Below are 19,926 nucleotides of genomic sequence, written 5' to 3'. Positions count from 1 at the left end.
AGGGGCGCCGGGCGGGCACTCCCGCGTACCTTCGTGCGTTGGACGGTGCGGAAACGCTGTCCCGTATGCCATGCACCAGGAGGCACCCCGCGATGCCGGTCCCGCAGCACACCGCCGAGCAGCGCGGCGAGGAGATCCTCGCCGTTTTCGACACCGCCTTCGGCGAGCTCCTGGCCGCCGACCCGGCCGCCTTCCGGGTCAAGTTCCGCAAGATGGCGGCGTCGGCATTCGCCTTCTACCGGGGCACGGCGTGCCTGTTCTACAACGACCTGGAGCACGAGCAGCACGGCAGCCCGTTCCTCGACGAGCGGACCGGCCGGGTGTGGATACACGGCGATCTCCACGCGGAGAACTTCGGCACCTACATGGATGCCAACGGCCGCCTGGTCTTCAACGTCAACGACTTCGACGAGGCCTACGTCGGCCCGTTCACCTGGGACCTCAAGCGGCTGGCCGCCTCGCTGGCCCTGATCGGCTACACCAAGGCGCTGAGCGACGACCAGATCACCGAACTGGTGCGGATCTTCGCCGCCGCGTACCGGGAGCGCATTCACGCCCTGGCGACCGGCGCCAAGAACGACGAGGTGCCGCCGTTCACGCTGGACACCGCGGACGGAGCGCTGCTCGGCGCGCTGCGTGTCGCCCGCTCGCTGACCCGGTTCTCGCTGCTGGACTCGATGACGGAGATCCGTGACTTCGAGCGCCGGTTCGCCTCCGGCGGCGGTTCGATCGAGCTGGACGCGGCAACCCGGTACAAGGTGCTGGCCGCCTTCGACGTCTATCTGGAGACGCTGCCCGACTCGAGCCTGACCCGCCCGGACTCCTACCGTGTCAAGGACGTCGTGGGCCGCCGCGGCATCGGCATCGGCTCGGCCGGCCTGCCGTCGTACAACATCCTGCTGGAGGGCAACAGCGACGCCCTCGAGAACGATGTGGTGATCTACATGAAGCAGGCGCAGACCCCGGCGGTCTCCCGGCGCATCACCGACCCGGAGGTGCGCGGTTACTTCCAGCACGAGGGCCACCGCACGGTGATCTCACAGCGCGCCCTCCAGGCCCACGCCGACCCGTGGCTCGGCTGGACCGAGCTGGACGGCTCCGGTCAGCTGGTCGCCGAGGTCTCGCCGTACGCGGTGGATCTGGACTGGTCGGACATCGACGACACGGAGGAGATCGCGGCGGTCGTCGCCGACCTCGGCCGGGCGACGGCGACGATGCACTCGGCGGCGGACGACGAGAGCGGCCACTCGCTGGTGCCCTTCTCCACGGAGCGGGCCATCGACGCGGCCATCGCGGCGGACGAGGAGGGCTTCGGCGACCTGCTGGCCGACTTCGCGCACAGCTACGGCGCCAGGGCGCGCGCCGACCACCAGATCTTCGTCGACCTGTTCCGCAACGGCCGGATCCCGGGCCTGTAGGCGCCGGCCGGTCCCACGGAAACCCCACGGGAGGCCTTAAGAGCCTCTTTAAGAGCCTCTTAAGAAACGCATGACACACTCGGCCACGATGGACATATCCGGGACGCAGCTCAGAGCGCTGCGGGCAGCGATCTTCACGGCACTGGTCGTGACGCTGTCCGCCGCCTCCCATGTGCTGCTCTCCCACGCTCCCCTGCCGCTGACCACCGTCGGCGCCCTCGCCGCCGCGGTCTTCGCCGTCGCCTTCGCGCTGTCGGGCCGCGAGCGGGGGTTCTGGCGCATAGCCGGGCTGCTGATCCCGCTGGAGCTGGCCGCGGACACGGTCTTCACCACGGGCCAGCATGTCTGCTACGGCCCCGCGGGCGGACCTGTCGCCGGTTCGCTGCGGTCGGTCGGCCTCGACGTGCTCTGCGGAGGCGGTGAGGTCGGCCCGGCCCTGCCGGGTGTGCCCGCGCCCGCCGACCGGCAGGGGCTCGCGGCCCTGCTCAGCGCCCCCGACCCCGCCCAGCCCTGGCTGCTGCTCGCCGCCCATGCCGGGGTCGGCCTGCTGGCGGCGGCGTGGCTGCGGCGCGGCGAGTCGGCCGTGGCAGGGCTGGTGCGCGCGGTGGGCACGTTCGCCTTCCGGCCGCTGCTCCTCGCGGTCGCCGCGGTGCACGCCCCCGGGCCCCGCCGCCAGGCGCGGCGCCCGGAGCAGTACGCGCCCCGCTCTTCGCGTACCCGTCTGCTGGTGCACTCCGTGGGACGGAGGGGACCACCGGCTTCGGTCGCGCTCTGCGCCTGAAACCGCAAGTCCCCTGCCCTTTTTACGTCCCCGCACGGAGTGAATGATCATGAGCAAGCGCAACAGCCAGGCCAACAAGTCGGCGGCCCGCGAGCGGATGCGCCTGGAGCGCGAGCGCCAGGCCAAGAAGGACAAGCTGCGCCGGCAGCTGGTCGTCATCGGTTCGGTGATCGTGGTGCTCGCGGTCGCCGGCGGTGTCGGTTACGGCATCATGCAGGCGAACAAGCCGGGTCACTGGGAGTCGGTGGCCAAGGAGTCGAACGTCACCGCGCCGAAGAACACCGAGGGCAAGAACGGCACGACCGTCGTCGTCGGCAAGGACAGCGCGAAGAAGACCCTGGAGCTGTACGAGGACTCGCGCTGCCCGGTCTGCGCGACCTTCGAGCAGGCGGTCGGCGAGACGGTCGACAAGGACGTCGACGCCGGCAAGTACAAGATCAAGTACATCGGTGCCACCTTCATCGACAACGCCACCAACGGCGAGGGCTCCAAGAACGCCCTCAGCGCGCTCGGCGCGGCGCTGGACGTGAGCCCCGACGCCTTCCTCGCGTACAAGTCGGCGCTCTACTCCGCCGAGTTCCACCCCGAGGAGAACGACGACAAGTTCGCCAAGGACTCCTACCTCCTCGAGGTCGCCGACTCGGTCCCCGCCCTCAAGAGCAACGCGGAGTTCAAGAAGAACGTCGAGGCCGGAACGTTCGACGCCTGGGCGGTGAAGATGTCGGAGACGTTCGACAAGAGCGGTGTCCGGGGCACGCCGACGCTGATGATGGACGGCAAGAAGGTCACCGCGGAGGGCAGCGACAACGCGCCCATGACGGTGCAGGAGTTCAACACGGCGATCGACAAGGCCCTCAAGGGCTGATCTCCGGTCTCCGGTCCGCCGCCGCCGGCGGTCAGGAGGGCAACGCTCCGGTTTACCGCTTCGAATGGGCGGGCGAACTTTCCGGGTTCGCCCGCCCATTCGGCGTACTGGTCAGTAGTCTGATCGGCCGTGACCAGTCGAATTTCCTCAACTCCCAGTCGCCGCACGGTCGTCAGAGCCGCTGCCGCCACTGCCGTCGCCGCACCCGTCCTCGGCGCCCTCGCCTCCCCCGCCGCAGCGGCGGACCAGGGCCCCGCCTTCCTCCACGGCACCGCCTCCGGCGACCCGTTGGCCGACGGCGTACTTCTTTGGACCCGCGTCACCCCGAGCGCCGACGCGATACCCGGGTCCGGCAGGGGCGCCGACACCGACGTCGTCTGGGAGGTCGCGGAGGACCGGGGGTTCGCCCGGGTCGTCGCACGCGGCACCACCACCTCGAAGGCGGCCTCCGACCACACCGTCAAGGTGGACGTGCGCGGCCTGCGCCCCGGGACCTCCTACTTCTACCGCTTCACCGCCGGCAGTTCCGTCTCCCCCGTCGCGCGCACCCGCACCGCCCCCGCCGCGGAGGCGGCCACGCCCGGTGTGCGCTTCGGCGTGGTGTCGTGCGCCAACTGGGAGTCCGGCTGGTTCTCCGCCTACCGTCACCTGGCAGCCCGTACGGATCTCGACGCGGTCCTGCATCTCGGCGACTACATATACGAGTACGCGACCGGCGGCTACCCGGCGGAGGAGTACGTCGTACGGCAGCACGAGCCGCGGCACGAGATCGTCACGCTCGCCGACTACCGGCTGCGGCACGCCACCTACAAGACGGACGCCGATCTGCAGGCACTGCACGCCGCGCACCCCGTGATCGCGATATGGGACGATCACGAGCTCGCCAACGACGCCTGGTCGGGCGGCGCGGAGAACCACACGCCCGGCGCCGAGGGCGAGTGGGCCGCCAGGGTGGCCGCGGCCAAGCAGGCGTACTTCGAGTGGATGCCGGTCCGTGCCTCGACCGAGGGGACCGTCTACCGCCGGCTCCGCTTCGGCAAGCTGGCCGATCTCCATCTGCTGGACCTGCGGTCGTTCCGTTCCCAGCAGACGGGCATAGGCAACGGCGACGTCGACGACCCGGACCGCTCACTCACCGGCCGGGCGCAGCTGGACTGGCTGAAGGCGGGGCTCGCGGCCTCGGACGCCTCGTGGAAGCTGGTCGGCACCTCGGTGATGATCTCGCCGGTGGCTTTCGGCTCGGTCCCCGCCCATCTGCTGGAGCCGCTGGCCGGGTTGCTGGGGCTGCCCAAGGAGGGGCTCGCGGTCAACGTCGACCAGTGGGACGGCTATACGGACGACCGCAAGGAACTGCTGACGCATCTGACGCAGCGGGGCATCGAGAACACGGTCTTCCTCACCGGCGACATCCACATGGCGTGGGCCAACGACGTCCCCGTCAAGGCGGCGACCTACCCGTTCTCGCGCTCCGCCGCGACGGAGTTCGTGGTGACGTCGGTGAGCTCCGACAACCTGGACGACATCCTCCATGTGGCGCCGAGGACCGTCTCGCTGGTCGCGTCGGCGGCCGTGCGTGCGGCCAACCGCCATGTGAAGTGGGTGGACATGGACGCGCACGGCTACGGCGTGCTGGACGTTACCGCCGAGCGCTCGCAGATGGACTACTACACGATCTCCGACCGGACGAAGCGGGACGCAACGTCCGCGTGGTCCCGCTCCTACCGGACCCTCAGCGGAACACAGAAGGTCGAGCGCGTGAACCAGCCGGTGCGCTAGGGCGTGTTTCGAAAGTAGCGTCGTCCGCCCGCAGGGCGGGGCCCGCGGCGTCTGGTGCGTGCAATCGCAAGGCGGAGGATCATCCTCGTACTGGACGTACTTGGATGACTCCGACAACGCAGCGAGTGCGCGTGCCAGACGTCGTGGGCCAGGCGGGACTTTCGAAACACGCCCTAGGGGCTTTTTCAGCGAGTCGCCGCACTGTTGACGGAAGATCACATCGCTACGACGGGTGGCGTGTTCCGCACCATGAATGCGGACGCACCACCCGTCGTCGTCACTGCCCTCGTTACGGGCGGATCTCAGACCCCGGACACGACCGAAACCTTTCGCCCCGACGTCTTCAACAGCCCTTGGAGCCACTCCGCTGCCGCCCCGTCGTCGCCGCTCAGAGCGTGGCAAGGAATCCGAGCGCCGTCCGCCAGGTCTGCTCGGCCGCTTCCTCGTCGTAGTCAGGCAGTTCGGGGTCGGTGTAGAGATGCCCCGCGCCCGGGTAACGGTGGACCTCCACGTCCGCGCCCGCCCGCTGCATCCGCAGATACCAGGCGTTCAGCCAGTCGTCGGGCTCGAAGGGGTCGGGACTGGCGACGTGCAGCTGCACGGGCAGGTCGTCCACCCGCGCGCCCTGCGCGATGTCGGAGGTGCCGTGCAGAAGCAGCAGGCCGCGCGCCTTCTCGTCGCCGAGCGCCAGGTTCTGCGCGATCGCGCCGCCGAGCGAGAACCCGGCGTACACAAGCCCCTGATCGGAATGGGGCGCCGCGGCGTGAATCGCCCGACGCAACAACTCGTCCGCACCGACGGCCTCCCTGAGCTCCGTGCCCTCCTCCACGGTCTCGGCGGTTTGCCCGTCGAACAGGTCGGGCACGCGAACCTCGTGCCCGGCGGCACGCAGCCGGTCCGCGGCGGCGTGCACCGCCGGACGCAGACCGAAGGCCGAATGGAAAAGGATGATGTTCATCCGGCCATCCTGCCAGCCGCCTTCGCCCCCAGGAGTTACGGAGACATGGAGAACGCCTTGCGCCCGTTGGCCGTCATCGGTGGAGCGATCCTGCTCACACTGGTTCTCGGGTGGGCTGTCGACCGTCTGCTGCGCCGCGCGGACGAACGCCACCCCGAGACCCCGCTGTGGGACATGCTGCGCCGGTGTCGCCTGCCGCTGCAGGTCGTGCTGCTCGGAGCGCTGTTGAGAGCCGGCTACCGCGAAACGCACTGGTCGCTCGTCCAGCGTCACGAAACCGGCATCGGCCATGTGCTCTCGCTGGTGATGATCGGCGCGAGCGCGTGGCTGGTGACACGGATCGTCTCGGCGGTCGTCGAGTCCTCCTACGCCCGCTACGCGTCCTCGACCCGCGATACCGCCCGGGTCCGCCGGGTGCGGACCCAGATCACACTGATCATGCGGATCGTCACGGCGGTCGTCGCGGTGGTGGCCGCCGCGGCGATGCTGCTGACGTTCCCCGGCATGGAGAAGTTCGGCGCCTCGATGCTGGCCTCCGCGGGCATCATCGGCATCGTCGCCGGTGTCGCCGCGCAGTCCACGCTCGGAAATCTCTTCGCCGGCTTCCAGATCGCCTTCGGCGACATGGTGCGCATAGGCGACACGGTGGTCGTGGAGGGCGAATGGGGCGTGGTCGAGGAGGTCACGCTGACGTTCCTCGCCGTCCGCACCTGGGACGAGCGACGCATCACCATGCCTGTGTCGTACTTCACAAGCAAGCCGTTCGAGAACTGGTCGCGCGGCGGGGTCCAGATGACCGGGACGGTCTTCTTCCACCTGGACCACTCGGCGCCGGTTGCACTGATGCGCGAGAAGCTGCAGGAGATCCTCGGCGAGTGCAAGGCCTGGGACGGCAGGGACTGGAGCCTCGCCGTCACCGACACGACGCCCAGCACGATCGAGGTGCGCGTGGTCATGACCGCGAAGGACGCGGACGACATCTGGACGGCCCGCTGCGTCGTGCGGGAGCAGATGATCGCCTGGTTGTGCGAAAAGCACCCGTACGCGCTGCCCCGGATCGCGACGTCGGCGGCCTCGCTGCCGCCGGACGGCCAGTGGCCGGAAGGCGCGAGGGCCGGCCGCGGCCGCCCGCTGCGCGCAGAGGAGATCCACAGCAACAACGCGGGCGACTACGCACTGGAAGGCGAGCCGCCCCGGGAGCCCCCACGCACGGGCCGCGGCTGACCGGGCTCCGCATACCCGACCACCACATGACGACGGTCTCGCGCCGGCTGACGGGGATCTCCTCGTCGATGTCGCGCAGGGTGTGCAGTGGCTTGGCGAGCCAGGTCGCGGGCAGCAGCCACAACAGCTGTACGCCGAACACGACCGCGACGACCGCCGCGCCCCAGCGAGCGGCGACCGCGGTCGGGCCGGGAGGGGCCACCGGCGCGCCCAGCGCGACCGCGGCGGCGGTCCACGGTGTGCCCTCCGGCGGTCGAAACCCCGACGACGAAGGCTTCAACTGTGCCGCGCAGGCACCCGGAACGGGCCCTGGCACCTGTCCCGCTCCGTCGGCAGGAAGCCCCCGACACCCGTTCCGGTCCGTCGTCAGGAAGCCCCCGACACCCGTTCCGCGCCGTCGTCAGGAGGCGTGGAGCGGCCGCCGCATGGCCAGGTGGGCGATGCCCGCGTCCATGAATTCCGTCCCGTACGCCTCGTATCCGAGCCGCTCGTAGAAGCCCCGGGCGTGGGTCTGCGCGTGCAGGTCGACGGCGGCGAGGCCCCGCTCCCGTGCCGCGTCCTCGATCGTCCGGACCAGCGCCACGCCCACGCCGAGGCCGCGCGCCGCTCTGGTCACCGCGAGCCGGCCGAGCGAGCCGACCGTGGGGTCGCCGCCGGTCTTGCCGGCGGCGGCCGGTCCGCGCAGCAGCCGGCCGGTGCCGAGCGCCCGGCCGTCCGCGGCCACTGCCAGGACGTGCACGGTGTCCGCCTCCGGCGCGTCGAAGGCGTCGTACTCGATGTCCTCCGGCACCTGCTGCTCGGCGACGAAGACCTCCTTGCGGACCGCGAAGCACGCCTCCCGGTCGGCGGGGCGGACGGCGACGCGCACGGTGACGCCGGTCATGGGCTCCGTGGTGCTCACGAGCTCTCCGCCGCGATCCGGTCCAGCGCCTGCTGCAGGTCGTCCGGGTAGGTGCTCTCGAACTGCACCCACTGCCCGTCCGAAGGGTGCTCGAAGCCCAGCCGCACCGCGTGCAGCCACTGGCGGGTCAGACCGAGGCGCTTCGCCATCGTCGGGTCCGCGCCGTACGTGAGGTCGCCCACGCACGGGTGGCGGTGCGCCGACATGTGGACGCGGATCTGGTGGGTGCGGCCGGTCTCCAGCTTGATGTCGAGCAGCGACGCCGCCCGGAACGCCTCGAGCAGGTCGTAGTGCGTGACCGACGGCTTGCCCTCCGCGGTGACCGCCCACTTGTAGTCGAGGCTGGGGTGCCGGCCGATCGGCGCGTCGATCGTGCCGCTCATCGGATCGGGGTGGCCCTGTACCAGCGCGTGGTAGCGCTTGTCGACGACCCGGTCACGGAACTGCTGTTTCAGCAGGGTGTACGCCCGCTCCGACTTGGCGACGACCATCAGCCCTGACGTGCCCACGTCCAGGCGGTGCACGATGCCCTGCCGCTCGGAGGCCCCCGAGGTGGAGATCCGGTAGCCCGCTGCCGCGAGCCCGCCGATCACGGTGGTACCGGTCCAGCCGGGGCTCGGGTGCGCAGCCACCCCGACGGGCTTGGCGATCACGACGATGTCGTCGTCGTCGTGCACGATCTCCATGCCCTCGACCGGCTCGGCGACGATCTGCACGGGCGCGGGTGCCTGGGGCATCTCGACCTCGAGCCAGGCACCGCCGTGCACGCGTTCCGATTTACCGACGACCGAGCCGTCGACCTGCACCTTCCCGGCAGCGGCAAGTTCGGCCGCCTTCGTGCGGGAGAACCCGAACATCCGGGAGATGGCGGCGTCGACACGCTCGCCCTCCAGGCCGTCGGGTACGGGCAGGGTGCGGATCTCGGGAATCGTACTCACCCGTCGAGTATGCCTTGTCAGTCCTTGTGGACTGTCCCGTCGGGGTCCAGGCCCTTGAAGGAGAGCAGCACGATGAGGATGCCGCCGCACACGATCGCGGAGTCCGCGAGGTTGAACACGGCGAAGTGCGCGGGCGCGATGAAGTCGACCACCGCGCCCTCGAAGACGCCGGGCGAGCGGAAGATCCGGTCCGTGAGGTTGCCGAGCGCCCCACCGAGCAGCAGACCGAGGGCGATGGCCCAGGGGGTGCTGTAGAGCTTGCGGGCCAGCCGCACGATCACGACGATCACGGTCGCCGCGATGAAGGTGAAGATGATGGTGAAGGCCTCACCCATGCCGAAGGCGGCGCCCGGGTTCCGGACCGCCTCGAACTTCAGCAGATCACCGATGATCTCGATCGGCTCATGGTGCTCCAGCTCGGCCACCACGAGCATCTTGCTGCCGAGGTCGAGGACGTAGGCCACGAGCGCCACCGCGAACAGCATAGCGATCTTGCGTGGGCCTTTCGGCTGCTCGGCGGGCGCCGCAGCCTCGTCGTCAACATCCGGCGTACCGATGATGCGCTCCGCATCTGCCACGTGAGTCCCTCAACCTAGGTGCCTGACTGAGGACGAGGGTACGGCAAGGCTTCACCCGGTCAGCCCCTGCGTTCCTGCTTCTGCTTGCACTCGACGCACAGGGTGGCGCGCGGGAACGCCTGCATGCGGGCCTTGCCGATCGGGTTGCCGCAACTCTCGCAGAGGCCGTACGTCCCGGTGTCCAGCCCCTGCAGCGCCCGCTCGGTCTGCTCGAGCATCTCCCGGCCGTTGGCCGCGAGCGCCATCTCGTGCTCGCGGGTGATGTTCTTCGCCCCGGTGTCCGCCTCGTCGTCGCCGGCGCCGTCGCCGGAGTCCCGCATCAGCCCGGCCAGCGCCGCCTCCGAGGAGGTGATCTCGTCGGTCAGCCGGGTCGCCTCGCCCTCGAGCTCGGCCCTGGCCGCGTCGACCTCTTCCTGCGTCCACGGGTCCTCGCCGGGCCGGACCGCCAGCTCACCCGGCGGTGTCGCGGCCGCCGTACGGGTCGTCGGCACCGCCACCGCGCTCCCGCCTGCGGCTGATGCCCTGCCCGCGGTCTTCTTCGCTGCCACCGTCCTGGCTCCTGTCTGCTTCGCGGCCACTGCCGCCCCCTCGGCGCCGACCTCGCCGGCCGCTGTTCTCCTGGCGGTCTCCTTGTCGCCGACCTCGGCGACCTCGGCGACCTGCCCGGGCGCCCCATCGGCACCCGGGACGGTCTTCTTCACGGCCTTGCGGGCCGTGGTTTTTCCGGCGGACTTCCCGGTCGCATTCGCCGCTGCCTTCCTCTCCACCGGGGCGCGCTGTCCCCCTTTGCCGGCCGGGGACTTCCTGGCTGTGGCCTCGGTGACGGCCGCGACCTTCTTGGCTGCGGCCTCGGTGACAGCCGCCGCCTTCTTGGCTGCGCGGCCGGTGACGGCATCGGTGCCGTCTGCGGACTCGGTGACGGCCGTCTCGTCGACCACGGTCTTGCCTCCCGGCTGGGTCTGCTTGCGTGCCGCCCGGTGGGGCGCGGTCTTCGTGGACGCGGACGCGCCTGCTGTCGCCTTCTTGTCGGCGGCCTTCTTTTGGGCGGCCTTCTTGGCCGCCGCCTTGGTGACGGCCGCCTTCTTGGACGCGGCGTTCCCGGCCGCGGCTTCGACGCCGGACGCGGCCTCGACGGCGGACACGTTCCTGGCGGCGGACGCGTTCTTGGCGGCGGCCTTCTTGCGGGCCGGAGCCTCCTTGGCGGACGGAGTTCCCTTCCCCGAGGCCCGGACTCGGGCCTCGCCCGCCGTTCCCTTCTCGACCGCGTCCACCGTGGCCGACGCCTGCTTCCGCGCCGGCTTCGCGGCCGTGGACTCCTTGGTCGTGGTTTTCCGGGGTGTGGTCGTCGAGGCGGGCTTTCGCGGCGCCGCTCCCGCGGTGGCGGCACGCGCGGACGCCGTCTTCTCGGCAGTCTTTTTCGCCACCATGGCCGCGGCCCCTTCACATATTGTGATCTTGCTCGCGAATCGTGCTGGGACGATAAATCGACACCAGCCCCGCGGCAACGGGGCACGCCGCCGGTCGGGCCCGTCCCGGGCTGCGAGTAGTCGAACCTGCAACCGTTGTGCCCAACTCCCCGCCGGGTAATCCGCCCCTTGCGGCGCACAACACCCCGGCCACGCCCCGTGTGGCCATTCGGGTCAACGGCGGCACGTGGCAAAAGCGGTCGGCCGCGCCCCGCACGGGCCCTTACACTGGGCGCAGCGAAAGGCATGGATGGGGACCAGTAGCGTCGTACGCAGCCATGAGCGACCCGGGGACGGTGAGAGCCCGGGGGCAAGCGCGGCGTGAAGCATCACCCCGGAGCCGCCGGAAGAAAGCCGCGGTGCCCCCGTGGCCGGTAGAACCGGCGTCGCGACCTCAATGAGGGGGCGGTGTCCTGTGCACCGCCAAGGAGGGTGGTACCGCGGGAGCCGCGCAGCGTCGGCGCTCTCGTCCCTCCGACGGACCGACGAACAGTCCCGCCGGAGGAGACCGCCGATGACGCCGCCGCAGTACCGTCAGGTACCCGCCCAGGTAGACCTGCCCGCGCTCGAGCACGCCGTGCTCGACTTCTGGCGCGAGAGCAAGATCTTCGCCAAGAGCCTGGAGCAGTCCGAGGGCCGCCCCGAGTGGGTGTTCTACGAGGGCCCGCCCACGGCGAACGGCATGCCCGGCGCGCACCACATCGAGGCCCGCGTCTTCAAGGACGTGTTCCCCCGCTTCCGCACGATGCGCGGCTACCACGTGGGCCGCAAGGCCGGCTGGGACTGCCACGGGCTGCCGGTCGAGCTCGCCGTCGAGAAGGAGCTCGGCTTCGCCGGCAAGAAGGACATCGAGGCGTACGGCATCGCCGAGTTCAACGCCAAGTGCCGCGAGTCGGTGACCCGGCACACGGACGCTTTCGCCGAGCTGACGACGCGCATGGGGTACTGGACCGACCTGGACGACCCGTACCGCACGATGGACCCGGACTACATCCAGTCGGTGTGGTGGTCGCTGAAGGAGATCTTCAACAAGGGCCTGCTGGTCCAGGACCACCGCGTCGCCCCCTGGTGCCCGCGCTGCGGCACCGGCCTGTCGGACCACGAGCTCGCCCAGGGCTACGAGACGGTCGTCGACCCGTCCGTCTTCGTGCGCTTCCCGCTGACGAGCGGCCCGCTGGCCGGCGAGGCGTCGCTGCTGGTATGGACGACGACTCCGTGGACCCTGGTGTCCAACACCGCGGTCGCCACGCACCCGTCCGTCACCTACGTGGTCGCCACCAACGGCGAGGAGAAGCTGGTCGTCGCCGAGCCGCTGCTGGAGAAGGCGCTCGGCGAAGGCTGGGAGGCGACCGGGCAGACGTTCACCGGCGCGGAGATGGAGCGCTGGACCTACCAGCGCCCGCTCGAGCTGGTCGAGTTCCCGGCCGAGGCGCACTACGTCGTCAACGCCGACTACGTGACCACCGAGGACGGTACGGGTCTGGTCCACCAGTCCCCCGCCTTCGGTGAGGACGACCTCAAGGTCTGCCGCTCCTACGGCCTGCCCGTCGTCAACCCGGTCCGCCCCGACGGCACGTTCGAGGAGGACGTCCCGCTGGTCGGCGGCGTCTTCTTCAAGAAGGCCGACGAGGCGCTGACCGCCGATCTCCAGGCGCGCGGTCTGCTCTTGAAGCACATCCCGTACGAGCACAGCTACCCGCACTGCTGGCGCTGCCACACCGCGCTGCTGTACTACGCGCAGCCGTCCTGGTACATCCGCACCACCGCGGTCAAGGACCGGCTGCTCGCGGAGAACGAGGCCACGAACTGGTTCCCCGAATCGGTCAAGCAGGGCCGGTACGGCGACTGGCTGAACAACAACATCGACTGGGCGCTGTCCCGCAACCGCTACTGGGGCACCCCGCTGCCGATCTGGCGCTGCGAGGAGAACCACCTCACCTGCGTGGGCTCGCTCGCCGAGCTGACGGAGCTCACCGGCACCGACCAGTCGGACCTCGACCCGCACCGCCCGTTCATCGACGAGGTCACTTTCGCCTGCCCGCAGTGCTCCGGTACCGCGACGCGTGTGCCGGAGGTCATCGACGCCTGGTACGACTCGGGCTCGATGCCGTTCGCGCAGTGGGGCTACCCGTACAAGAACAAGGAGATCTTCGAGAAGCGCTACCCGGCGCAGTTCATCTCGGAGGCGATCGACCAGACCCGCGGCTGGTTCTACACGCTGATGGCCGTCGGCACACTGGTCTTCGACAAGTCCTCGTACGAGAACGTGGTCTGCCTCGGACACATCCTCGCCGAGGACGGCCGCAAGATGTCCAAGCACCTGGGCAACATCCTCCAGCCCATCCCGCTGATGGACCAGCACGGCGCGGATGCGGTGCGCTGGTTCATGGCGGCAGGCGGCTCGCCGTGGGCGGCGCGGCGCGTGGGTCACGGGACCATCCAGGAAGTCGTGCGCAAGACCCTGCTGACGTACTGGAACACGGTCGCCTTCCAGGCCCTGTACGCCCGTACTGCCGGCTGGGCCCCCTCGGTGTCCGACCCGGCGCCGGCCGAGCGCACCGTCCTGGACCGCTGGCTGCTCTCCGAGCTGCACGCGCTCGTCGACCAGGTGACGCAGGCCATGGAGGCGTACGACACCCAGCGCGCAGGCAAACTGCTCTCCGCCTTCGTCGACGACCTGTCGAACTGGTACGTGCGCCGCTCGCGCCGCCGCTTCTGGCAGGGCGACGCGGCGGCGCTGCGGACGCTGCACGACGTGGTCGAGACGGTCACGCGGCTGATGGCCCCGCTGACCCCGTTCATCACCGAGCGGGTCTGGCAGGACCTGGTCGTGCCCGTGGCGCCGGACGCCCCGGAGTCGGTCCACCTGTCCGGCTGGCCGGTGGCCGACCTGGACGCGATCGACCCGACGCTCTCGTCGCAGATGGCGCTGGTGCGCCGCCTGGTCGAGCTGGGACGCGCGACGCGTGCCGAGTCGGGCGTCAAGACCCGTCAGCCGCTGTCGCGCGCGCTGGTGGCCGCGTCCGGGTTCTCCGCGCTCTCGGAGGAGCTGCAGGCGCAGATCACGGAGGAGCTGAACGTCTCCTCGCTCGCCTCCCTCTCGGAAGTCGGCGGTTCGCTCGTCGACACGACCGCGAAGGCGAACTTCCGTGCACTCGGCAAGCGCTTCGGCAAGGGCGTCCAGGACGTGGCGAAGGCGGTCGCGGCCGCCGATGCCGCGGCGCTCTCCCTGGCACTGCGCTCGGGTGAGGCCTCCCTCGAGGTCAACGGCGAGACGATCATGCTGTCGCCGGAGGAGGTCATCATCACGGAGACGCCGCGCGAGGGCTGGTCCGTCGCGTCCGACTCGGGCGCGACGGTCGCACTGGACCTCGAGATCACGCCGGAGCTGCGGCGGGCCGGTCTGGCGCGTGACGCGATCCGCCTGATCCAGGAGGCCCGCAAGAACAGCGGCCTCGACGTCGCCGACCGCATCGCGCTCCGCTGGTCCTCGACGGACCCGGAGGTGACCGCGGCCCTCACGGACCACGCGTCGCTGATCGCGGACGAGGTCCTGGCGACGGACTTCATGAACGGCGAGGGGGACGGGTCGTACGGTGAGCCGTTCACGGACGAGGGCCTGGGCCTGACCTTCCGCCTCCGCAAGGCGTAACGGCGCCCCTGTCCCGGGCCCGGCCACCCAAGTGGCCGGGCCCGGTCGCTTTCCCCCGCCCCCCTTCCCGCTGTACCGATATGCGGCTCCGCCGCGTGGCGGGGCTCCGCCGCCGGGCCCCGCGCCGGGATCGCCGCGAGGCTGACTTTGTCAGCCCGGCCGGCGTTTGAGGCCACCGCACGAAGGGCGCTACCGGGTCCGGGCGGAGCCCGGTCACGGGAAGGGAGCGGGCAGGGGAACAGCCCCACGGGGCAACGTCCGCCCCGCACAAGGCCGGGCCCGGACGGGGCCACGCCAAAGGCCGGGCCCGGAGTGCATTCGCACCCCGGGCCCGGCCCCGCTGTCTGCCGACGGCTACGCGCGCTGCGCGCGCATCCCCGTCAGTTGTCGTCCTCGTCGATCAGGAAGCCCCGCATCGGCGACGGCGCCTGCTGCATCGGCTGCGGCGCCTGCGGCCGCACCGGTGCCATCGGCTGGGTCATCGCCGGTGACATCTGCTGCTGGCCGCCGTACGACGGGCCGCCCTGCGAGGGGCCACCGTGGCCGCCCATCGTCTGGCCGCCGCCGTAGGACGGGGCGCTCGCGCCGGCCGGAGCCATGGAAGGCGCCGGGGACGGCGGCAGCGACGCGGCCGCCGGCGTGCGCGGCGGGGCCAGGGAGTCGTCCGCCTGGGTCTCCAGCTGACGCAGCTGGCTCTCCAGGTAGGACTTCAGCCGGGTCCGGTACTCGCGCTCGAAGCCCCGCAGGTCCTCGACCTTGCGCTCCAGCGTGGCGCGCGCGGACTCGAGGGAACCCATCGCAACGCGGTGCTTCTCCTGGGCGTCCCGCTCGAGGGCGTCGGCCTTGGCGCGGGCGTCCCGCTCCAGGCCCTCGGCGCGCGAGCGCGCCTCGCCGACGATCTTGTTGGCCTCGGAACGGGCCTCCGCGATCGCCTGGTCGGCGGTCTGCTGGGCAAGGGAGAGGACGCGTGCGGCGCTGTCACCGCCGGGGCCCTGACCCATCGGACCGGGACCCTGCGGGCCGCCGTGACCGCCCATGGGGCCACCCTGCATCGGGCCGCCCATGGGGCCACCCTGCATCGGGCCGGGGCCCATCGGGCCCCCCTGGGGACCACCGTGGCTCGGACCGGCCGGCAGCTGCGGCGCACCACCGGGCAGCTGGGGCGGACCCATCTGCGGGGGCTGCTGCTGGACGGGGGGTCCGGATATGGCGGCGGGGACGGGGGCACCGGGACCGCCCGGGCCACGGCCGTCCTGCGGCTCCGGAGGTTTACGCATGCCCTGCTGCTGGTTCTGCGCGGCCGCACGGGTCGCCGCGGCCAGCTTCGCGCGCAGGTCCTCGTTCTCACGGAGCAGACGGGTCAGCTCGGACTCGACCTCGTCGAGGAAGGCATCGACCTCGTCCTCGTCATAGCCTTCTCGGAGGCGGACGGTCGTGAACTGCTTGTTCCGCACGTCCTCGGGAGTCAGCGGCATCTCTTCTTCACCTCTACGTAGTCGTCGGCAGTCGGCAGGACCGTATCGCTCACATCGAGTTCCCCACTCCACGAACGATGGAGATCAGGATGTAGACGATGATCATCAGAACGAAGAAGGACAGGTCGAGTGCCACGCCCCCGAGACGCAACGGCGGGATGAACCGCCGCAGAAGCTTGAGCGGTGGATCGGTGACAGTGTAGGTGGCCTCCAGTACGACCACCATCGCCTTGCCGGGTTGCCATGAACGGGCGAACTGAAAGACGTAGTCCATGACGAGCCGGAAGATCAGGACGACAAGGAAGCACATCAGAGCGATGTAGACCACCTGTAGTGCGACGCTCATCCCGCGCTTCCCTCTCCCCTGGTTCCCATCTCAGCCGGCCCTACGGCCGGGTCGTTCCCGGTGTCGTTCCTCAGCTCTGGTTGAAGAACCCGCCCTCTGCGATGCGGGCCTTGTCTTCCGCCGTGACATCGACGTTAGCAGGCGACAACAGGAACACCTTCTGCGTCACTCGCTCAATGCTGCCATGGAGACCGAAGACGAGTCCCGCGGCAAAGTCGACAAGTCGCTTCGCATCGGTGTCGTCCATCTCCGTGAGGTTCATGATCACCGGGGTGCCCTCGCGGAAGTGTTCCCCGATGGTACGGGCCTCGTTGTAGGTCCGCGGATGCAGCGTGGTGATGCGGTAGGGCTCCCGCTCGGAGACGACCTTGGGCATGATCACGGGTGCGTTCTTCTCCATGCTCGGGCGTTCAGGTGTGATGGATGCCACGGGGGCGATTCGTGCCGGACGGCCACTGTCTGCAGGCAGGGCGACCGGCTCACGCGGGGCGGGAGGGGCAGGCACTCGCACCGGCTCCTCGCGCTCCATCTGCCGGGGGGGCTGGTGCCGCCGGTGGTCCCGCTCGGGCTCCGGCTCGGGTTCGAAGTCGTCATCGGGGTCGAAGCCCCGGCCGTCGTACCCATCGTCCTCCACGAGGCCGAGGTAGACCGCCATCTTGCGCATCGCGCCGGCCATTCTCTGAGTCCTCCGCTCTGTGGTGGATCGGCATTCGTCACCAAGTGCCCGCGATCCACTCGGCCTGCCCGCTATGAGCGGGAATGACCATATTTTCTACTGTGGTCCGACTTGCTTCGCGACGTTACCCGAGCCGGGGTCGGACTCCGAGTACCGCCGTACCGACGCGCACATGTGTCGCTCCGGCCGCCACGGCCTGCTCGAGGTCCGCACTCATCCCTGCTGACACCATGTTCGCAGCCGGATGAGCCGCGCGCAGGCGTGATGCGAATTCCATCAACCGCTCGAACGCCGCCTGTTGCCGTCCCGCGTACGGTCCGGCGAGCGGCGCGACAGTCATCAGACCGTCGAGCCGCAGTCCTGGTGAGCCGGCGACGGCCGCCGCCAACTCCTCGATCCCGTCCGGCGCGACACCGCCCCGGTCGCCCTGCCGGCCGGACTCGGCGTCCAGGGCGACCTGGATCAGGCAGCCCAGCTCCCGCTCGGCGCGCACCGCGGCGGCGGAGAGGGCGGAAACGAGCTTGAGCCGGTCGACCGACTGCACCACATCGACATAACTCGCAACAGAACGGACCTTGTTGGTCTGCAACTGACCGACGAAATGCCAGTGAAGATGCAGATCCGCGCATGCCGCGGCCTTGGGAGCCGCGTCCTGATCACGGTTCTCCGCTACATGACGCACACCGAGTTCATAGAGGATGCGCACATCGCTCGCCGGATAGGTCTTGGTGACCACGATGAGGGTCACCTCTTCACGCGCTCGGCCCGCGGCCGCGCACGCGGAGGCGATACGTTCCTCCACCGCCGCGAGATTCGCGGCGAGTTCGGTTCTCCGGTCGGTCATGGGGTTTCCCGGTCCTTCAGCCAGACGTATCCGGCGAGCCGCCCGGTCGTGCGGTCGCGGCGGTACGAGTAGTGGTCGCGCGATTCGAGCGTGCAGACCGGCGACTGCCGCCGGTCCCGCACTCCGAGCGCCTCGAGCTGGGCGTGCACCCCGGCCGTGACGTCGACGGCCGGGGTCCCCCAGCTCGTCTCCGACCAGGCGGCCGGCTCGATCGCTGCCACTTCGGACCGCATCTGCTCGGGAACTTCGTAACAGCGACCGCAAACGGCAGGTCCGGTGCGGGCGATGATGCGTTCCGGCTGTGCGCCGAGTGCTTTCATCGCCTCGACCGTGGCGGGCACGATGCCCGCGACCATGCCCGGGCGGCCGGCGTGCGCCGCGCCCACCACCCCCGCGACGGGGTCGGCGAGCAGGACGGGGGTGCAGTCGGCGGTGAGCACGGCGAGAGCCAGGCCCCGCCGTGCGGTGACCACACCGTCGACGGACGCGCCGGGCGAATCCCCCCACGGCCCGTCGACCACGGCCACCTCCCGGCCGTGGACCTGGTTCATCCAGACGACCGCTCCCGGGTCCAGACCCAGGGACTTGGCGGCGATCGACCGGTTGGCCAGCACCACCTCGGGGTCGTCGCCAACGGCGCCGCCGAGGTTGAGCTCCTCGTACGGAACGGCGCTCACCCCGCCCCACCTGTCGGTGAAGGCGAAGTGCGCGCCGCTCTCGTGTATTGCGTCGGGCTGCACTGTCACTTCAAGAAGTCCGGGACATCCAGCTCTTCGGCCTGGCTGTCCGGGTAGGGGCGGGCCGGCGGGACCTGGGCCGGGCCGGACGCCCCCAGGTCACCGGCGACCGGAGCCGGCTCGGGGGACGCGGGCTCCTCGCGGACGGGCACGGTGCCGAGCCCGCCGGTGGAGCGGGAGCTGTCGGTGCTCCGCGCCGGAGCCGAGGACTGCTCCTCACGCTTGTTCGAGGCGGAACCGATCACGTTCTCCCGGCGGGTCGGCGGCTGACCGCCGTCGAAGCCGGCCGCGATGACGGTGACCCGCACCTCGTCGCCGAGCGCGTCGTCGATGACCGCGCCGAAGATGATGTTCGCCTCGGGGTGGGCGGCCTCGCTCACCAGCTGGGCGGCCTCGTTGATCTCGAACAGACCGAGGTCCGAGCCGCCGGAGATGGAGAGCAGCACACCGCGGGCGCCGTCGATCGACGCCTCCAGCAGCGGCGAGGAGATCGCCATTTCCGCCGCGGCCACCGCGCGGTCGTCGCCGCGAGCGGAGCCGATGCCCATGAGGGCCGAGCCGGCCTCCGACATCACGGACTTGACGTCGGCGAAGTCGAGGTTGATCAGACCCGGCGTGGTGATGAGGTCGGTGATCCCCTGGACACCCGACAGCAGCACCTGGTCCGCGGACTTGAACGCGTCCAGCACGCTGACCTGACGGTCGGAGATGGACAGCAGGCGGTCGTTGGGGATGACGATGAGGGTGTCGACCTCTTCACGGAGATCGGCGATGCCGTCCTCCGCCTGGTTCGCGCGGCGCCGGCCCTCGAAGGTGAACGGGCGGGTGACCACGCCGATCGTCAGGGCGCCCAGCGAGCGGGCGATGTTGGCGACGACGGGTGCGCCGCCGGTGCCGGTGCCGCCGCCTTCACCGGCGGTGACGAAGACCATGTCGGCCCCCTTGAGGACCTCCTCGATCTCCTCGCGGTGGTCCTCTGCCGCCTTGCGGCCGACTGCCGGATTCGCTCCGGCACCGAGGCCACGGGTGAGTTCGCGGCCGACGTCGAGCTTGACGTCGGCGTCGCTCATCAACAGCGCCTGCGCGTCCGTGTTGATAGCGATGAACTCGACGCCCTTGAGACCGACCTCGATCATTCGGTTGATGGCATTGACACCACCGCCGCCGACACCGATGACCTTGATGACTGCGAGGTAGTTCTGCGGTGCTGCCACGTCGAAGGCCTCTCGCCTCGAGTTACGTGTCGTCGCCGCGCGGGGCCGCGCTGCGACGACTGATGTCGAATTGGGAC

Annotated in this window: 17 protein-coding genes and 1 pseudogene; 6 read left to right on the top strand and 12 right to left on the bottom strand. The window is 70.3% G+C overall.

The window, feature by feature from the left end:
- The first annotated feature begins 92 nt into the window (after nucleotides 1-92).
- The 4 genes from ACZ4SA_RS10880 (at nucleotide 93) to ACZ4SA_RS10865 (ending at nucleotide 4,840) form a co-directional block, all read left to right on the top strand.
- The gene (locus ACZ4SA_RS10880; protein ID WP_468272266.1) at nucleotides 93-1,418 is read left to right on the top strand and encodes a DUF2252 domain-containing protein; all 1,326 of its coding nucleotides are present in this window, start codon (nucleotides 93-95) and stop codon (nucleotides 1,416-1,418) included.
- An 88-nt stretch (nucleotides 1,419-1,506) separates the two neighbouring features.
- Complete coding sequence (locus ACZ4SA_RS10875; protein ID WP_468272264.1) at nucleotides 1,507-2,199, top strand: hypothetical protein; 693 nt, start codon at nucleotides 1,507-1,509, stop codon at nucleotides 2,197-2,199.
- A 49-nt stretch (nucleotides 2,200-2,248) separates the two neighbouring features.
- Nucleotides 2,249-3,064, top strand: a complete 816-nt coding sequence (locus ACZ4SA_RS10870) for a DsbA family protein (RefSeq protein WP_468272262.1) — start codon at nucleotides 2,249-2,251, stop codon at nucleotides 3,062-3,064.
- 129 nt (nucleotides 3,065-3,193) lie between these two features.
- The gene (locus tag ACZ4SA_RS10865) at nucleotides 3,194-4,840 is read left to right on the top strand and encodes an alkaline phosphatase D family protein (protein WP_468272259.1); all 1,647 of its coding nucleotides are present in this window, start codon (nucleotides 3,194-3,196) and stop codon (nucleotides 4,838-4,840) included.
- A 388-nt stretch (nucleotides 4,841-5,228) separates the two neighbouring features.
- Here ACZ4SA_RS10865 and ACZ4SA_RS10860 read toward each other — a convergent pair whose 3' ends face one another.
- Nucleotides 5,229-5,798: a dienelactone hydrolase family protein gene (locus tag ACZ4SA_RS10860; protein ID WP_468272256.1), complete on the bottom strand. Its 570-nt coding sequence runs from the start codon at nucleotides 5,796-5,798 to the stop codon at nucleotides 5,229-5,231.
- 45 nt (nucleotides 5,799-5,843) lie between these two features.
- Between ACZ4SA_RS10860 and ACZ4SA_RS10855 the strand changes: the two genes are divergently transcribed.
- Nucleotides 5,844-7,022, top strand: a complete 1,179-nt coding sequence (locus ACZ4SA_RS10855; RefSeq protein ID WP_468272253.1) for a mechanosensitive ion channel family protein — start codon at nucleotides 5,844-5,846, stop codon at nucleotides 7,020-7,022.
- On the opposite strand, the pseudogene ACZ4SA_RS10850 reads toward ACZ4SA_RS10855, so the two are convergent.
- The 5 genes and pseudogenes from ACZ4SA_RS10850 to ACZ4SA_RS10830 all read right to left on the bottom strand — a co-directional run.
- Nucleotides 6,994-7,188: pseudogene (locus tag ACZ4SA_RS10850) on the bottom strand (Na+/H+ antiporter); the annotation flags it as partial. The gene ACZ4SA_RS10855 and the pseudogene ACZ4SA_RS10850 sit on opposite strands and share 29 nt — an antisense overlap.
- Before the next feature lie 234 nt (nucleotides 7,189-7,422).
- Nucleotides 7,423-7,905 (bottom strand): GNAT family N-acetyltransferase, encoded by a 483-nt coding sequence (locus ACZ4SA_RS10845; RefSeq protein ID WP_468272371.1) that lies wholly within the window; start codon nucleotides 7,903-7,905, stop codon nucleotides 7,423-7,425.
- A 14-nt stretch (nucleotides 7,906-7,919) separates the two neighbouring features.
- Nucleotides 7,920-8,861: an RluA family pseudouridine synthase gene (locus ACZ4SA_RS10840; RefSeq protein ID WP_403862801.1), complete on the bottom strand. Its 942-nt coding sequence runs from the start codon at nucleotides 8,859-8,861 to the stop codon at nucleotides 7,920-7,922.
- A 17-nt stretch (nucleotides 8,862-8,878) separates the two neighbouring features.
- Nucleotides 8,879-9,439: a signal peptidase II gene (gene lspA, locus ACZ4SA_RS10835; protein WP_468272251.1), complete on the bottom strand. Its 561-nt coding sequence runs from the start codon at nucleotides 9,437-9,439 to the stop codon at nucleotides 8,879-8,881.
- Nucleotides 9,440-9,498: 59 nt separating this feature from the next.
- Nucleotides 9,499-10,866, bottom strand: a complete 1,368-nt coding sequence (locus tag ACZ4SA_RS10830) for a TraR/DksA family transcriptional regulator (protein WP_468272249.1) — start codon at nucleotides 10,864-10,866, stop codon at nucleotides 9,499-9,501.
- Nucleotides 10,867-11,419: 553 nt separating this feature from the next.
- Here ACZ4SA_RS10830 and ileS point away from each other — a divergent pair.
- Nucleotides 11,420-14,557, top strand: a complete 3,138-nt coding sequence (ileS, locus tag ACZ4SA_RS10825; RefSeq protein ID WP_468272247.1) for an isoleucine--tRNA ligase — start codon at nucleotides 11,420-11,422, stop codon at nucleotides 14,555-14,557.
- 380 nt (nucleotides 14,558-14,937) lie between these two features.
- Here the strand turns inward: ileS and ACZ4SA_RS10820 are convergent, their stop codons facing one another.
- From ACZ4SA_RS10820 to ftsZ, 6 genes are all read right to left on the bottom strand, one after another.
- Complete coding sequence (locus tag ACZ4SA_RS10820) at nucleotides 14,938-16,032, bottom strand: DivIVA domain-containing protein (RefSeq protein ID WP_468272246.1); 1,095 nt, start codon at nucleotides 16,030-16,032, stop codon at nucleotides 14,938-14,940.
- A 49-nt stretch (nucleotides 16,033-16,081) separates the two neighbouring features.
- Complete coding sequence (locus ACZ4SA_RS10815; protein WP_177148724.1) at nucleotides 16,082-16,378, bottom strand: YggT family protein; 297 nt, start codon at nucleotides 16,376-16,378, stop codon at nucleotides 16,082-16,084.
- Between the two features lie 70 nt (nucleotides 16,379-16,448).
- The gene (locus ACZ4SA_RS10810) at nucleotides 16,449-17,054 is read right to left on the bottom strand and encodes a cell division protein SepF (protein ID WP_468272243.1); all 606 of its coding nucleotides are present in this window, start codon (nucleotides 17,052-17,054) and stop codon (nucleotides 16,449-16,451) included.
- 124 nt (nucleotides 17,055-17,178) lie between these two features.
- Entirely contained in the window at nucleotides 17,179-17,898 is a 720-nt protein-coding gene (locus tag ACZ4SA_RS10805) for a YggS family pyridoxal phosphate-dependent enzyme (protein WP_468272241.1), read from the bottom strand.
- Nucleotides 17,895-18,644 (bottom strand): peptidoglycan editing factor PgeF, encoded by a 750-nt coding sequence (pgeF, locus tag ACZ4SA_RS10800; RefSeq protein ID WP_468272238.1) that lies wholly within the window; start codon nucleotides 18,642-18,644, stop codon nucleotides 17,895-17,897. Before pgeF ends, ACZ4SA_RS10805 begins: the two co-directional genes overlap by 4 nt.
- Nucleotides 18,641-19,849 (bottom strand): cell division protein FtsZ, encoded by a 1,209-nt coding sequence (gene ftsZ, locus ACZ4SA_RS10795; RefSeq protein ID WP_468272236.1) that lies wholly within the window; start codon nucleotides 19,847-19,849, stop codon nucleotides 18,641-18,643. The genes pgeF and ftsZ overlap by 4 nt, the downstream gene beginning before the upstream one ends.
- Nucleotides 19,850-19,926 lie beyond the last annotated feature (77 nt).

Source organism: Streptomyces sp. NPDC027962 (genome assembly GCF_055566095.1).
Note: the sequence above shows the minus strand (reverse complement) of the source record. Positions and strands in the feature narration are given on the sequence as shown.